General features: G+C 61.8%; 14 protein-coding genes and 1 tRNA gene. 6 read left to right on the forward strand and 9 right to left on the reverse strand.

The annotated features are described in order from the left end of the window. Positions 1-4 precede the first annotated feature (4 nt). Positions 5-4,684 carry a glutamate synthase large subunit gene (gene gltB / locus ACSQ8R_RS14410; protein ID WP_436255476.1) on the reverse strand — a complete coding sequence of 1,560 codons (4,680 nt, stop codon included), beginning with the start codon at positions 4,682-4,684 and terminating at the stop codon, positions 5-7. A gap of 521 nt (positions 4,685-5,205) precedes the next feature. Here gltB and ACSQ8R_RS14415 point away from each other — a divergent pair. Continuing rightward, complete coding sequence (locus tag ACSQ8R_RS14415; RefSeq protein WP_436253997.1) at positions 5,206-6,258, forward strand: threonine aldolase family protein; 1,053 nt, start codon at positions 5,206-5,208, stop codon at positions 6,256-6,258. 204 nt (positions 6,259-6,462) lie between these two features. On the opposite strand, the gene ACSQ8R_RS14420 is transcribed toward ACSQ8R_RS14415, so the two are convergent. After that, positions 6,463-7,320, reverse strand: coding sequence for a LysR family transcriptional regulator (locus tag ACSQ8R_RS14420; RefSeq protein WP_436253998.1), 858 nt, complete (start codon positions 7,318-7,320; stop codon positions 6,463-6,465). An 88-nt stretch (positions 7,321-7,408) separates the two neighbouring features. On the opposite strand from ACSQ8R_RS14420, the gene ACSQ8R_RS14425 reads away from it, so the two are divergent. Next, a complete protein-coding gene (locus ACSQ8R_RS14425; RefSeq protein ID WP_436253999.1) occupies positions 7,409-8,410 on the forward strand; it encodes a bile acid:sodium symporter family protein in 1,002 nt (333 codons plus the stop codon). Between the two features lie 16 nt (positions 8,411-8,426). Here ACSQ8R_RS14425 and mazF read toward each other — a convergent pair whose 3' ends face one another. The 4 genes from mazF to ACSQ8R_RS14445 all read right to left on the reverse strand — a co-directional run bounded on the left by mazF (position 8,427) and on the right by ACSQ8R_RS14445 (position 10,380). Next, positions 8,427-8,765, reverse strand: coding sequence for an endoribonuclease MazF (mazF, locus tag ACSQ8R_RS14430; RefSeq protein ID WP_436254000.1), 339 nt, complete (start codon positions 8,763-8,765; stop codon positions 8,427-8,429). Beyond that, positions 8,762-9,004 carry an AbrB/MazE/SpoVT family DNA-binding domain-containing protein gene (locus tag ACSQ8R_RS14435; protein ID WP_436254001.1) on the reverse strand — a complete coding sequence of 81 codons (243 nt, stop codon included), beginning with the start codon at positions 9,002-9,004 and terminating at the stop codon, positions 8,762-8,764. The genes mazF and ACSQ8R_RS14435 overlap by 4 nt, the downstream gene beginning before the upstream one ends. Positions 9,005-9,153: 149 nt before the next feature. After that, complete coding sequence (locus ACSQ8R_RS14440) at positions 9,154-9,636, reverse strand: Hsp20 family protein (RefSeq protein ID WP_436254002.1); 483 nt, start codon at positions 9,634-9,636, stop codon at positions 9,154-9,156. Between the two features lie 360 nt (positions 9,637-9,996). Then, positions 9,997-10,380, reverse strand: a complete 384-nt coding sequence (locus ACSQ8R_RS14445; protein WP_436254003.1) for a YciI family protein — start codon at positions 10,378-10,380, stop codon at positions 9,997-9,999. Between the two features lie 271 nt (positions 10,381-10,651). On the opposite strand from ACSQ8R_RS14445, the gene ACSQ8R_RS14450 reads away from it, so the two are divergent. After that, entirely contained in the window at positions 10,652-11,620 is a 969-nt protein-coding gene (locus ACSQ8R_RS14450) for an alpha/beta fold hydrolase (RefSeq protein ID WP_436255477.1), read from the forward strand. A 9-nt stretch (positions 11,621-11,629) separates the two neighbouring features. Here the strand turns inward: ACSQ8R_RS14450 and hisN are convergent, their stop codons facing one another. Together hisN and ACSQ8R_RS14460 are read right to left on the reverse strand one after the other, a co-directional pair. Then, positions 11,630-12,406 (reverse strand): histidinol-phosphatase, encoded by a 777-nt coding sequence (gene hisN, locus ACSQ8R_RS14455; RefSeq protein WP_436254004.1) that lies wholly within the window; start codon positions 12,404-12,406, stop codon positions 11,630-11,632. Between the two features lie 349 nt (positions 12,407-12,755). Continuing rightward, on the reverse strand, positions 12,756-13,640 hold the full coding sequence (locus ACSQ8R_RS14460) for an N-formylglutamate amidohydrolase (RefSeq protein WP_436254005.1): 885 nt from the start codon (positions 13,638-13,640) through the stop codon (positions 12,756-12,758). Positions 13,641-13,824: 184 nt separating this feature from the next. Here ACSQ8R_RS14460 and cpdR1 point away from each other — a divergent pair, with 184 nt between their 5' ends. The 3 genes from cpdR1 (at position 13,825) to ACSQ8R_RS14475 (ending at position 14,779) form a co-directional block, all read left to right on the forward strand. Next, the gene (gene cpdR1, locus ACSQ8R_RS14465; protein ID WP_037077221.1) at positions 13,825-14,187 is read left to right on the forward strand and encodes a response regulator CpdR1; all 363 of its coding nucleotides are present in this window, start codon (positions 13,825-13,827) and stop codon (positions 14,185-14,187) included. Between the two features lie 106 nt (positions 14,188-14,293). Next, positions 14,294-14,368: transfer RNA gene (locus tag ACSQ8R_RS14470), tRNA-Val, on the forward strand. A gap of 171 nt (positions 14,369-14,539) precedes the next feature. Beyond that, positions 14,540-14,779, forward strand: coding sequence for a hypothetical protein (locus tag ACSQ8R_RS14475; protein ID WP_436254006.1), 240 nt, complete (start codon positions 14,540-14,542; stop codon positions 14,777-14,779). Between the two features lie 229 nt (positions 14,780-15,008). Here the strand turns inward: ACSQ8R_RS14475 and ACSQ8R_RS14480 are convergent, their stop codons facing one another. Continuing rightward, positions 15,009-15,182 (reverse strand): DUF1328 domain-containing protein, encoded by a 174-nt coding sequence (locus ACSQ8R_RS14480; protein ID WP_436254007.1) that lies wholly within the window; start codon positions 15,180-15,182, stop codon positions 15,009-15,011. Positions 15,183-15,246 lie beyond the last annotated feature (64 nt).

Consider the following 15,246-nt stretch of genomic DNA (forward strand, 5'->3'; position numbering starts at 1 on the left):
AAGCTTATTCCGCAGCGACACCCATCCGCATCCGTTCCATCTCCACCAGTGCACGGCGATATTCCACCGGCATGACCTTGCGGAATTTCGGCCGGTATTCGCTCCAGCGGTCGAGGATTTCCTTGGCGCGCGTCGAGCCGGTGTAGTGAAGGTGGTTTGAGATCAGCTGGTAGAGCCGCTCCTCGTCGTGGCGCGTCATGTCCTCGGAGACGTCGACGCGTCCCTTGTGCATGAGGTCGCCGCCGTGATGGTGCAGCTTCTCCAGCATGTCGTCCTCTTCCGGAACCGGCTCGAGTTCGACCATCGCCATGTTGCAGCGCTTGGCGAACGTGCCTTCCTCGTCCAGCACATAGGCGACGCCGCCGGACATGCCGGCCGCAAAGTTGCGTCCCGTTTCGCCGAGCACGACGACGATGCCGCCGGTCATGTATTCGCAGCCGTGGTCGCCGACGCCCTCGACGACTGCGATGGCACCCGAGTTACGGACGGCGAAACGTTCGCCGGCCACGCCGCGGAAATAGCACTCGCCGGTGATCGCGCCGTAGAGAACCGTGTTGCCGACGATGATCGAGTTTTCCGCAACGATCCTGGAGTTTTCCGGGGGGCGCACGATGATGCGGCCGCCCGAAAGACCCTTGCCGACATAGTCGTTGCCGTCGCCGACCAGATCGAAGGTGATGCCGTGCGCGAGGAACGCCCCGAACGACTGACCGGCGGTGCCGCGCAGCGTCACATGGATCGTGTCGTCCTTGAGCCCCTTGTGGCGCCAGCGCTTGGCGAGCGCACCCGAGAGCATCGCGCCGGCGGAGCGGTCGACGTTCCTGATCGGTACTTCGAAGACCACTGGTTCCTTGTTCTCAAGCGCTGCCTGCGACTTCTCGATCAGCTTGCGGTCGAGAATGTCGTCGATCGGATGCTTCTGGCGCTGCGTCCAGTATGTCGCTTCCTTCGGAGCCTCGACCTTGTGGAAGATCTTCGAGAAATCGAGACCCTTGGACTTCCAGTGGGCGATCATCTCGTCCTTTTCCAGAAGCTCGACCATGCCGATGATCTCGTCGAAGCGGGTGAAGCCGAGCGACGCCAGGATCTCGCGCACTTCTTCGGCGACGAAGAAGAAGTAGTTGATGACATGCTCGGGCGTGCCCTTGAAGCGCTTACGCAGGACCGGGTCCTGAGTGGCGACGCCGACCGGACAGGTGTTGAGATGGCACTTGCGCATCATGATGCAGCCGGCGGCGATGACCGGAGCCGTCGCGAAGCCGAATTCGTCGGCACCGAGCAGCGCGCCGATGATGACGTCGCGGCCTGTCTTCAGGCCGCCATCGACCTGCAGGGCGATGCGCGAACGAAGACCGTTGAGCACCAGCGTCTGCTGGGTTTCGGCAAGGCCGATTTCCCAGGGGCTGCCGGCATGCTTCAGCGAGGTCAGCGGCGAAGCGCCGGTGCCGCCATCGAAGCCCGCGACCGTGATATGGTCGGCACGCGCCTTGGCGACGCCCGCGGCGACCGTGCCGACGCCCACTTCCGAGACGAGCTTGACGGAAATGTCCGAGGTCGGGTTGACGTTCTTCAGGTCGTAGATCAGCTGCGCCAGGTCTTCGATCGAATAGATGTCATGGTGCGGCGGCGGCGAGATGAGGCCGACGCCCGGGGTCGAATGCCGGGTCTTGGCGACCGTCGCATCCACCTTGTGGCCGGGCAGCTGGCCGCCTTCGCCGGGCTTTGCACCCTGCGCCACCTTGATCTGAAGCATATCGGCATTGACCAGGTATTCGGTCGTCACGCCGAAGCGGCCGGACGCGACCTGCTTGATCGCCGAGCGTTCCGGGTTCTGGCTGCCGTCCGGAAGCGGCATGTAGCGGTCACTCTCCTCGCCGCCCTCGCCGGTGTTCGACTTGCCGCCGATCCGGTTCATGGCGATGGCGAGCGTCGTATGCGCCTCGCGGGAAATCGAGCCGAACGACATCGCGCCGGTCGAGAACCGCTTGACGATATCGACCGCCGGCTCCACGTCGTCGATCGAAACCGGCTTGCGACCGATCGCCTCGGCGGACTTGATCTTGAACAGGCCGCGGATCGTGTTCATGCGAACCGCGCTTTCGTTCACCATCTCGGCGAACTCGCGGTAGCGGTCCTGGCTGTTGCCACGCACGGCATGCTGCAGGGTCGCCACCACATCAGGCGTCCAGGCGTGGCTTTCGCCGCGCATGCGGTACGCGTATTCGCCGCCGATATCGAGCGTCGAGGCAAGGACCGGGTCCTTGCCGAAGGCGGCATGGTGCCGGGAAACCGTTTCCTGGGCGATCTCTTCCAGGCCGACGCCCTCGATGTTCGAAGCCGTGCCGAAGAAATACTTCTCCACCAGAGCCGAAGACAGGCCGATCGCATCAAAAATCTGTGCGCCGCAATAGGACTGGTAGGTCGAGATGCCCATCTTGGACATGACCTTGAGGATGCCCTTACCGACCGCCTTGATATAGCGGTAGACGATTTCCTGGGCGTCGACTTCCTTGGGGAATTCGCCGCGCGCATGCATGTCGGTCAGCGTGTCGAAGGCGAGATAGGGGTTGATCGCCTCGGCGCCGTAACCGGCGAGACAGCAGAAATGATGGATCTCGCGCGGCTCGCCGCTCTCGACGACGAGGCCGACCGAGGTGCGCAGGCCCTTGCGGATCAGGTGATGGTGTACGGCCGCCGTCGCCAGCAGCGCCGGGATGGCGATCCGGTCCGGGCCGATCTGGCGGTCGGACAGCACGATGATGTTGTAGCCGCCCTTGACCGCCGCTTCCGCCCGCTCGCAGAGACGGTCGAGCATTTCCGGCATGCCTTCGGCGCCACGCTCGATGTCATAGGTGAAATCGAGCGTCTTGGTGTCGAAGCGATCTTCGGTGTGGCCGATCGAGCGGATCTTTTCGAGATCGCCATTGGTCAGGATCGGCTGGCGCACTTCCAGCCGCTTGGCGTTCGCCGCACCCTCGTGGTCGAGAATGTTCGGACGCGGGCCGATGAACGACACCAGGCTCATCACCAGTTCCTCGCGGATCGGATCGATCGGCGGGTTGGTGACCTGCGCGAAGTTCTGCTTGAAATAGGTGTAGAGCAGCTTCGACTTTTCGGACATTGCCGAGATCGGCGTGTCGGTGCCCATCGAGCCGACGGCTTCCTGGCCCGTCGTCGCCATCGGCGACATCAGGATCTTGGTGTCTTCGGACGTGTAGCCGAAGGCCTGCTGGCGGTCGAGCAGCGACACGTCGCGGCGCAGCGCCCGCGGTTCCACCGGCTTCAGGTCTTCGAGGATGAGCTGGGTCTTGTCCAGCCACTTGCCATAGGGATGCTTGGTCGCGAGCTCGGACTTCAGTTCGTCATCCGAGATGATCTGACCCTTTTCCATGTCGATCAGCAGCATCTTGCCGGGCTGCAGGCGCCACTTCTTGATGATGCTCTCTTCCGGCACCGGCAGAACGCCGGATTCCGACGCCATGATGATGCGGTCGTCGTCGGTCACCATGTAGCGGGCCGGACGCAGGCCGTTGCGGTCGAGCGTTGCGCCGATCTGGCGCCCATCCGTGAATGCGACTGCCGCCGGGCCGTCCCACGGCTCCATCAGGGCCGCATGGTATTCGTAGAAGGCCTTGCGTTCCGGCGCCATCGACTGGTTGCCGGCCCAGGCTTCCGGGATCAGCATCATGACGGCATGCGCCATGGAATAACCGCCGCGCACGAGGAATTCGAGCGCGTTGTCGAAACAGGCCGTGTCCGACTGGCCCTCGTAGGAGATCGGCCAGAGCTTGGAAATGTCCTCGCCGAACAGCGGCGAGGAGACCGACGCCTGGCGGGCCGCCATCCAGTTGACGTTACCGCGCAGCGTGTTGATCTCGCCGTTATGGGCGACCATGCGATAAGGGTGCGCGAGCTTCCAGGACGGGAAGGTGTTGGTCGAGAAACGCTGGTGCACCAGCGCCACCGCCGTCTCGAACCGCGGGTCGGAGAGGTCCTTGTAATAGGCGCCGACCTGATAGGCCAGGAACATGCCCTTGTAGACGATCGTCGAGGACGACAGCGAGACGGGATAGAAGCCCATGTCGACGCCGCCGAATGCGTCGTAGATGCGGTTGGAGATCACCTTGCGGATCAGGAACAGCTTGCGTTCGAAATCGTGGTTGGTCGCGGCATCCTTGCCGGCGCCGATGAAGACCTGGACGTGATGCGGCTCGGTGGCGGCGATGTCCGGCGCCTTCGACAGCGACGAGTTGTCGACCGGCACGTCGCGGAAGCCAAGGAATTGCTGCCCCTCTTCCGCGATGACATCCTGGATCACCTTCTTGTAATGCTCGATCTCGTCGGCCTTGCGCGGCATGAAGATATGGCCGACGGCATATTCGCCGGCCTTCGGCAGGGTGACGCCCTGCGCCGCCATCTCCTCGCGGAAGAAACGGTCGGGGATCTGTACCAGGATGCCCGCGCCGTCGCCCATCAGCGGGTCGGCGCCGACCGCACCGCGATGCGTCAGGTTTTCGAGGATGAACAGGCCGTCCTTGACGATCTGGTGCGACTTCTTACCCTTCATATGAGCAATGAAGCCGACGCCGCAGGCATCGTGCTCGTTGCGCGGGTCATAGAGACCCTGCGCGGCCGGAATGCCGGTCGGGACAAACGGAATGCGAGCTTTCGCCTCGGCGGACATCGGAGCTTTAACGCCTGATATCTCGGAGATGGTCTTCGTCATCGTCATTCCTCCTGTTGGCCGCCTTCGGCAGCCGGCAAAGTGGCTCTCAATTATCTCTTGGGGATGACAGGCCCAAGCCTCATCCCATGCTTCATGCGATGGCGCCGCTCCAGCATCAGTTGCAGCTTCGCAGCGCAACATAACCCGGATCGGCGTGAACGTCAGCGGGAAAGACGAGCGGATTAACGTTTCGTTTCCCGAAATTAGGACAGCATTTCTGTCCTAATTCTCAAAATCTATGCCATAAAAGTGACACGCCGACAAGAGCGGTTGTTAAAAATCTCCCACGTTTGGCGACAGAAGATTACGTCAAACGCCGTAGATGTCGAAATTTAATTACAATAGCAGCAGTTTTAAAGTGTGTTGCTTGCTGACCTAACCGTTTGAGCCCGGCAATCAGCCCTCCCGATTGATTACCGGTCCAAAACGATTAATCTCCCCTCACCTTCCAGACAAAGCTTCCAGGGTGATTTTTCAAGATGTTTTTCGCTTCCGACAATTGGGCAGGCGCCCATCCCTCGATCAATGAACGCCTCTCCACAGAGTCGACCCGGTTTGCCGCCGCCTATGGCAATAGCGACCTCGACAAGGCGGTCGAGGCCCGGTTCAACGAGATCTTCGAGCGCGACGTTTCCGTCTATTTCGTTTCCACCGGCACGGCTGCCAATTCGCTGTCGCTCGCCAGCATCGCGCGGGCCGGCGGCGTCGCCTTTTCCCATACGGAAGCGCACGTCATCGAGGACGAGTGCGGCGCGCCCGATTTCTTTTCCGGCATGCGCATGGTCCCCGTCGAAGGCGAGGACGGCAAGATGGACCCGGAAAAGCTCAGCGCCCGCATCGCCGGCTTCCCGCAGGATTCGCTGCATCACGGCCGCGCCGCCGCCGTCACCCTCACCCAGGCGACCGAAACAGGCACCATCTACACGCTCGACGAGATCGACGCGCTTACCGGCATCGCCAGGGCGAACGGCCTGCCGGTGCATATGGACGGCGCCCGTTTCGCCAACGCACTGGTCTCCCTCGACGTCTCGCCGGCCGAAATGACCTGGAAGCGCGGCATCGACATCCTCTCGTTCGGCGGCACCAAGAACGGCTGCTGGTGCGCGGAAGCGATCGTCTTCTTTAACAAGGATCTTGCCCGCGACTTCGCCTTCATCCGCAAGCGCGCCGCCCAGCTCTTTTCGAAGACCCGCTTCATCTCGGCACAGTTCGACGCCTATCTGCAGGACGGCCTGTGGCTCAGCATGGCAAGCCACGCCAACAGCATGGCCGACCGGCTGCGCGCCGGCATCGGCTCGCTGAACAGCACCAGGCTTGCGTGGGACACGACCTCCAACGAGGTCTTCGCCGTACTGAACAAGGCTTCTGCCGAAGCCGCCGAAGCCAAGGGCGCCAAATTCTACGGCTGGCCGGTACCGACCAACATGCCGGAACCGGTCAGGGACGACGAAACCCTGATCCGCCTCGTCACCTCGTTCGCCACCACCGAAGAGGATATCGACCAGTTCCTGTCGATCTGCAAGGCGGGCTGAACGGCGCCACGATTCGATCTCCCAATTGGGGCAGCGCTATCGCCTAGGGGACGAGGCGGTTCGGCATCTCTAACCCTCCCCCTTGTGGGGAGGGGTTTTAATGCGGAGCAAAGTCCCCTCCCCAACCCCTCCCCACAAGGGGGAGGGGCTCCACGCTGCCTCGCTTGCCCTGCCCCGCGAGCCAAGCGCCTCTCCCTCCAACCGTCACCCCAAATTCTGCGGCGCGATCTGCGCCACGATCAGGCTTGAAAGCGCCTCCGTGAGCGCAACATCGGCGCCGCGCCGCGGGACCAGCACGAATTCCACGTCTTCCAGCACTGGTAGCCGATCCCCCGGGATCTCCTTCAGGCCGGCCGGCGCCATGCTGCGCGGCTGGACGAGCACGCCCATGCCCGCCCTTGCTGCCGCCGTCAGCCCGCTGAGGCTGCCGCAGGTGCAGACGATCCGCCACGCCACCTTTTCCCGGTCGAGCGCCTCCTGCGCCACCCGCCTGGTAATGCTCGGCGGCGGAAAGGCGATCAGCGGTAGCGCATCGCCGCGTGACAGCACATGGTCTGGGTCCCGCGCCAGCCAGACCAGCGGCTCGCGATAGAGCAGCCGCCCATGCGTCTCGCCGATATGCCGCTTGGCAAGCACCAGGTCGAGATCGCCGATATCCTGCATCTGGTAAAGCACCGCCGAGAGCGCCACCGTCAGTTCCAGATCGACCAGCGGATAGAGCCGGATGAAATCCTCGAGGATCGAAGTCAGCCGGCTCGCCACCACGTCTTCCGAAACCCCGAGCCTGAGGCGCCCACGCAACCGGCTTTCGCCGAACAGCGAAGCTACCTTGCCGTTCATATCCAGCATGCCGCGCGCATAACCAAGCAGCGCCTCGCCCTCCGCCGTCAGCTTCACCTGATGCGTATCGCGAAACACCAGCTGCCGCCCGAGCGACTTTTCCAGCCGCTGGATATGCTGGGTCACCGTGGACTGGCCGATGCGCAGACGCGCCGCCGCTTCGGTAAAACTGCCGGTCTGCTGCAGCATGACGAAACTGTTCAGATGATGAAGGTTCAGCATGGCTATCCGATATTGTGATAACTGTTAGTGTTTGCATCCTGCTTCATGATAAGGGAGAGGTAAATCCTCAAATCCGAGGAATCCGCCCATGAGCCGTTTTCTGCCGGACCGCTTCACGGTCCTTCTCGTCTGCACCGTCATCCTCGCCTCGGTCCTGCCGATCCACGGCGTCTATGCCGACTGGTTCAACGTCGCGACCGACATCGCCATCGGCCTCCTGTTCTTCCTGCATGGCGCGCGCCTGTCGCGCGATGTCGTGGTGGCGGGTATCCTGCACTGGCGCCTGCACCTGACGATCCTGCTGACGACATTCGCGATCTTCCCGATCCTCGGGCTGATGATCGGCTTCATTCCCGAGGATATCCTGGCGCCGCCGCTCTATGCCGGCATCCTCTTCCTCTGCGTGCTGCCCTCGACGGTGCAGTCCTCGATCGCCTTCACCTCGATCGCCGGCGGCAACGTGCCGGCGGCGATCTGCGCCGCCTCCGGCTCCAACATCTTCGGCATGTTCCTGACGCCGCTGCTTGCCGGCGTCCTGCTCTCGACTGCCGGCGATGCCGGCTTCTCCTGGGATGCGCTGGAAAGCATCCTGCTGCAGCTTCTCGCACCCTTCGTCGTCGGCCAGATCCTGCAGCCCTGGATCGGCAACTGGATCCGCTCGAAGAAGAAGATCCTCGCCCCGGTCGATCGCGGCTCGATCCTGATGGTCGTCTACCTCGCCTTTTCGGAAGCGGTGATGGAAGGCCTCTGGCACACCTTCTCGGCGCTCGATATCGGCGTCGTCATCCTGGTCGACATGGCGCTTCTGGCGGTCGTACTGTGCATCGCCATGTTCGGGAGCCGGGCGCTCGGCTTCAACAAGGAGGACGAGATCACCATCACCTTCGCCGGCTCGAAGAAGTCGCTGGCAAGCGGCGTGCCGATGGCCAACGCCATCTTCGCCGGCCAGTCCGCCTCGATCGGCGCCATCGTCCTGCCGCTGATGCTCTTCCACCAGATCCAGCTGATGGCCTGCGCCGTCATTGCCCAGAAATATGCCAACCGCCTGAAGGTGAAGGAGGATACGGTTGCGGCCCCGGCTGCGGCATAAATGAGACGGGCGCCGGTCAGCGTTTGCCGATCAGCGCCGTTGCCTTTGCCCTTATCTCGGCAAGTTCCGCGGCCGAAATCTTGCCCTTCCGTCGCGCATTGCGCGCCTTCCAGTCGAGGCTCTTCACCTGATCGGCAAGGACCGTGCTGTCTCCGTCGTCGCCGATCGCCACCTCGAAAGGATATCCCTTCCGCTTGGTGGTCATCGGGCAGCACAGCATCAAGCCGAAGCGATTGTAGCTTTGAGGGCTCAACACGACGGCGGGCCGGCGCCCGGCCTGCTCATGTCCCGCCTGCGGAGAAAATTCCAGCCAGACGACATCACCGGCGTCGGGAACATAGGAAGCGACCGTCATAGGGCTTCCTTGCCGACAGGCGCTCCAAAATCAGCTTCCTCATGCAGATTATCGGGAGCCATTCCGGCAATGAGCTGGTCAAGATCGAATTCCGCATCCCGCACCGGTTCGATGATGATCCGTCCGTTTTCCTCCGACACGTCCACCACCGTATCGATCTGCAGCTGCGCAGCTTCCATGACGGCGGCGGGGATGCGCACGGAGGCGCTGTTGCCCCATTTCTTTACGGTGACGCGCATGAGCCTCTTCCATGTAGAAACATTGTCGATACAATAAGGACATAAGCCCCGCCGGTCAATGAACCCCCAAAACGAAAAACGGCCCTTCCCCCAAGAGGAAGGGCCGCATTGGGCTTGCTCGACTATATCGCCGGTAACCCGGCAGCGGGTTAGTTGACCTGCTGCGGGGTGACCTGAGCCTCGATCGTCTTCGGAGCGACTGCGTCGGCGGCAATCGCGATGCGACGGGGTTTCATGGCTTCCGGAATGTTCCGGAGCAGGTCGATATGGAGCAGGCCGTTCTTCAGCGAAGCGGACTGCACTTCGACATGATCGGCGAGCTGGAAGCGGCGCTCGAAGGCGCGCTTGGCGATGCCGCGATAGAGGTATTCGCTCTGGTCGGCAGCGGTTTCGTCCTCGCTCTTTTCACCCTTCACGGTCAGCACGTTCGCATGGGCTTCGAGGCTCAGTTCCTTTTCGTCGAAACCGGCAACAGCCATGGTGATGCGGTAGGTGTTATCGCCGGTCCGCTCGATATTGTAGGGCGGATAGCTCGGGGTCTGGTCGGCCGGACCGCGGCTGTCGAGCAGGTTGAAAAGGCGGTCGAAACCGACGGTGGAACGATAGAGGGGAGAAAAATCGACGTGACGCATGAGGTCCTCCTTGGGAAGCGACGTTGCGGTTTTCATCTGGGTTCCCGCATCCCTTCATTGGCGATGCGGTCCCGTTCTGCGGACCCTTTGTGGCGCCCGCAGAGTTCAGATGGGGATTGGTTTTCGCGGCTTCAAGACCCCGGTTCAGGGCGCGGTTTTACGCGTGAACCTGACATGAACAGCCCGTTTCGGGCCGGTTCAGGATGGTTTTGATAGAACAGACCGTGGAAGGCAGACTGTCTCTCTCGACCGAAGCTCCATTCGTCCCTTCGCTTCGGTCATCAATTGCCGGAATCGATGGGTATCCCTAGACTCGCGATTCCGGCTTCTTTTTGCTGGCCCTTTCCCGAAAAAGAGCCTTCAGCCCTCGTCCCGCGTCTCCAGTGACGCACCCGGCACGTAGAGCAGGATCGGCCTGATCTCGTAGACCGCCGTCGGATTGGCACGACGAAGCTCCCGCGCCGCGGCGATAGCTCCGTCGATGGTCGGGAAATCCACCACGTAGAAGCCGAGCAGCTGTTCCTTGGTCTCGGCAAACGGACCATCGATCACCATGCCCTCGCCCTTGCCGCGCAGGGTCACGGCGCCGTCGGTCGGGCCGAGCCGTGCGGCCGGGCCCAGGGACTTTTGCGCAACCAGGCGGTCGTTGATCTGCAGCAGATCGACCATCAGGGCCTCGTCTTCCTCCTTTGTCCAGGATTCGACCACTCCCTCCTGGTGATAGGCAAGGATTGCGTAATACATCGGCTTCTCTCCCTCATGATCCTTCGGCTGACGTCGATCGCGCCTCCTCACGCACCATCTCGCGCTCAGGCCGACCGACAAATATCCGGAAATCTGTAAATGCGGTTGAATACACATGTTTGACCGGCGGAGTGCAAGCCTCCGATTTCTCCGAAACCACCCCGACGCCCTATTGCCCGACGCCCTATTGAATGCCACTCACTGCGCTTTTCCCTTGACGTCCCGCCGCCGCTGCCCGACTCTTTCGGGCATGACCGAAGCGCCAGAATCCATCGACGACATTCTCCATCCGACGCCCGGCAATCCTGCCCCGGCCAACTACACGGCCGGCTATTTCACCGGGCATCGCGGCACCCGGTTGCGCTACGGCCTGTTTCGCTCCGGGATGTCGCCGGCGATCGGCACCATCGTGCTTTTGCAGGGCCGCAACGAGTCCATCGAAAAATACTTCGAGACGATCCGCGATTTCAACGCCATGGGCCTGTGGGTCGCGACATTCGACCTGCGCGGCCAGGGCGGCTCGCAACGGCTGAAGAAAAATCCGCGCAAGGGTCATGTCCGACGCTTTTCCGACTACGAGCGGGATCTCGAAATCTTCCTCGAACATATTGTCCTGCCGGATGCCCGCCTGCCCTTCTTCCTGGTCGCCCACTCGACCGGCGCCCTGATCGCGCTCTCGGCTGCTCCGCGGCTTTCGAACCGCATCAACCGGATGGCACTCGCCGCGCCCTATATCGCGCTTTCGGGCCAGGGCGTGCCGGAGGGACTGATCCGCTCGCTGGCCGGGCTGGCAAGCTGGACCGGCTTCGGCGGCGCCTCGATGGGGACCGACCGCAGCAACCGCGCCTTCGAAGGCAATCCGCTGACCTCGGACCCGAAGCGCTTTGTCCGCAACATGGAGATCGGCGCCGCCCATCCGGAGCTGACGATCGGCCCGCCGACCGCGCGCTGGCTGCACGAGACGTTCAAGGCGGCGCGCCGGGTCTCCTCCCAGTCGCATCTGACGAAAATCACCATCCCGACCCTGATCCTCGCGCCCGTCCTCGACGCCATCGTCCCCTATGCGGCGCAGGAGGAGCTGTCGCGCAATTTCCGCGCCGGCCAGCTCATCACCATCAATGGCGCGCGCCACGAGCTTTTCCACGACAGGGATATCTACCGCGCCCAGGGGCTGGCGGCGATCGAGGCCTTCATGCCCGGCCAGGATGGCGGCTTCGGCCTCTCCGAAACCGCGGCTTGAGCCGGTGACCTATTGGCCGGAAAGCAGCTTCATCGCTTGCGCATGCACGGCCTTGCTGCCGGCCGCAAGGATGTTGCCGCCGTTCTCCGGCCGCCCGCCGTCCCAGGTGGTGATGATGCCGCCCGCCTGCTCGATGATCGGGATCAGCGCGCCGACGTCATAAGGCTTCAGGTTGTTCTCGACGACGATGTCGATATGTCCCGAGGCGAGCAGCACATAGGCGTAGCAGTCGCAGCCGTAGCGGAACAGCCGCACCTTTTCCTCGACCGAGCGGTATTTCGCCAGGTCGTCGCCCCCGAAGATATGCGGCGAGGTGGTGAACAGGGTTGCGTCGGCAAGGCTGCCGCAGTCGCGCACCGAAATCTGCCGTTCCCCGTCCGGGCCAAGATACCAGGCGTTCCTGCCATCGGCGAAATACCGCTCGCCGATGAACGGCTGGTCCATCAATCCCATCGAAGCGCGGCCGTTCGACTGGAAGCCGATCAGCGTCCCCCAGACCGGCAGGCCGGAAATGAAGGCGCGCGTACCGTCGATCGGATCGATCACCCAGACATGTTCGCGGTCGAGGCCGACATTGCCGTGCTCCTCGCCAAGAATGCCGTGCTGCGGAAACGTCTCGGTAATCAGCGCCCGGATCGCGGTTTCTGCGGCGCGATCACCCTCGGTCACCGGGTCGAACCCGCCCTGCTCCTTGTTGACCACGGAAAGTCCGGTCCGGAAACGCGGCAGCGTCTCGGCCTTGGCGGCGTCGGCAAGCGCATGGAAGAAATCGCGATCGGGAAGCATGGGGAAAATCCGCTGTTGGAATGAAGACTTCTTCTAAAACACGCGCCGCGACCTTGGAACCGCTTTCACGAGGAATGCCGAGAAAATCAAAAAATGATCTTTCTCTGCCGCAAATCTCGGCAATCTGCCTACAAATGGCGCATATTTAAGCATCTGAAAAACATGCTTGACATTTGTGCAGCGCACTCGTAGCTTCAATGCACAGTCTTTGACTGTAAATACCCTCCTTGGGTGTTTCCTCCCTAGACTTAGCCGCGCCCACAAGCGCGGTTTTTTTTGCCCGCGACCAAGCTGGCGAGCCCGCCAACCCGCCGGCGAACGTGCAAACCTGTGGAAAACTCAAGGGCTGTTATTCGGCCGCCAGCGCGCTGTCGCCGGAAAAGTCGACGACGAAATCCGCCATCTGCCGCATGAAGGTAGAAAGCGCTGCCGCGACCACCGGGAACTCCGGCCGCCTGGCAAGCGTCATCTCGTCCACGTAGAGCGCCCGGTTGATCTCGATCTGCAGGGCATGCAGGCCGCGCACCGGCCGCCCGTAATGCTCGGTAATGAAGCCGCCGGCATAGGGCTTGTTGCGCACGGCCGAGAAACCCATGCCGTCGAGGAACTGCATCGCCGCCCGAGAGAGTTCGGCAGACGCGCTGGTGCCGTAGCGGTCGCCGATGATGAAGTCGGGCCGCACGTCCGAACCGGAAAGCCGGATATTGCCCGGCATCGAGTGGCAGTCGATCAGGATAGCGAGCCCGAAGCGCGCATGGGTGCGGGCGATCAGCTTGCGAAGGCAGGCGTGGTAGGGCTTGTAGATTGTCTCGATGCGCGACATCGCCTCGTTGACCGGCAGCCGGCGGCGATAGATTTCCATGTTTTCCGCAACGATGCGCGGGATCGTCCCCAGCCCGCCTGCGACCCGCATCGAGCCGATGTTGACGAAAGGCGGCAAGGGCCCGTCGAACATCCGCGGATCGAGTTCATAGGGCTCGCGGTTGACGTCGAGATAGGCGCGCGGGAAATGGGCGAGGAGCAACGGCGCACCGAGTTCCGGCGCATCGGCAAAAAGCTCGTCGACATAGTGGTCGGCCGAGCGGCGGATGGAGAGTGAATCGAGGCCGCTCTCGGCGAGAAATTCAGGCGGGTAGAAGCTGCCGCTGTGAGGCGAATTGAAAACGAAGGGGATAGTCTGCGTGGCGGGCTCCCTCACTTCGAAATGTTCAAAATCACCCGCGTTGCAATCCATCCTGCCTTTACCATGTCACGAACTTGTTCAGGAACTCATGTTGCCAGTTGCCCGAGGCGAAGTCCATACTATCTATACCCTACCAAATCCTCTTGCACCCCCATTAAACGGATGTTTACCGCGCGTTGGCAGTGTAAGAGATACCGACAACTCTAAAAATTTGCATTGGATAACGGTCCTGGAGATGATTCAGAAAATCCTTCTCGCCGAAGACGATAACGACATGCGTCGTTTCCTGGTGAAGGCGCTTGAAAAGGCGGGCTACAAGGTCGCGTCCTTCGACAACGGCGCGAGCGCCTACGACCGCCTGCGCGAAGAGCCCTTCTCGCTGCTCCTGACCGACATCGTCATGCCGGAAATGGACGGGATCGAGCTCGCCCGCCGGGCGACCGAACTCGACCCGGACCTCAAGGTGATGTTCATCACCGGCTTCGCGGCCGTTGCGCTGAATTCCGATTCCAAGGCTCCGAAGGATGCCAAGGTCCTGTCGAAGCCCTTCCACCTGCGCGATCTGGTGGACGAAGTGAACAAGCTTCTGGCGGCCTAAAGCCGCCGAAAGCCCTGATCTGCAAGGCCTTCAAAAAACCTTCGCATTTCATGGCAAAAACCTGTTGACGGCCCGACCAGTCTATGGTCTATGCGCCGCCACGGATGGGCGTGTAGCTCAGCGGGAGAGCACTACGTTGACATCGTAGGGGTCACAGGTTCAATCCCTGTCACGCCCACCATCCAGTTCAAAACGTTGAGAAATCCGCTTCGGCGGATTTCTTCGTTTCAGGCCCTCCGTTTAATCTGTCCGTCCCGAAACGGCACACCGGCGTCCAGAATTCTTCACCAGCCTCACTGGCAATTTGGTCATCTGCGCTTGTTATGATGTTACGACATCATGGAGGTTCAGCATGGCGCAGTTCAAGAATTCGGAGCATCTCGTCCAGGCCGCCGCGCCGGCTTTCGAGAAGGAGTGGATGCCGGGGCAGAAGGTGCCGAATGCCGGTATCTACCGCTGTCGGACCTGCGGCGACGAGATCGTCGTCCACAAGGACGCCGCCATCCCCCATATCCATCACGAGCATACGGTCCTCGGTCCCGTAAGCTGGAAGCTGCTGGTCTTCGCCCAGAAACATCCGTCGCGCCCCTGACGGTTCGCGTCGGCGGCGGTCCCCACTATGTCGAGATCGGCTTCTTTTTTCACGGGAGCGTACCGAATCGGCCGGAACCCGCCTCGCAACACGACATGGAATATGCCAAATGCGACCCACCGCGTCATTGATGCGGATTTTCCCCAATTTGCCCCGCCCGACCTTCGGCGGGGCTTTTTTGTTTCGGGTGACCTGATTCGGCCGGTTCCTCGCGCTTCACGCCCGGAAATCAGAGAATCGCATTGCCGGCAGCAAACGCGAGCACCACGAAAACCAGAAAGATGACGAGGAAGATGAAGAAGAGAATCTTCGCAATCGAGGCCGTCGCTGCGGAAATGCCCGAAAAACCGAGAAAACCGGAAATCAGCGAGATGACCAGGAAGATGAGAGCCCATTTCAGCATGGATTTTTTTTCCTTCACGTTGATGGTCCGATAACGCGAAGAAATGTTCCAGGGTTCCCGACAG

It is taken from the genome of Neorhizobium sp. LjRoot104 (genome assembly GCF_964253725.1).
GTDB lineage: Bacteria > Pseudomonadota > Alphaproteobacteria > Rhizobiales > Rhizobiaceae > Neorhizobium.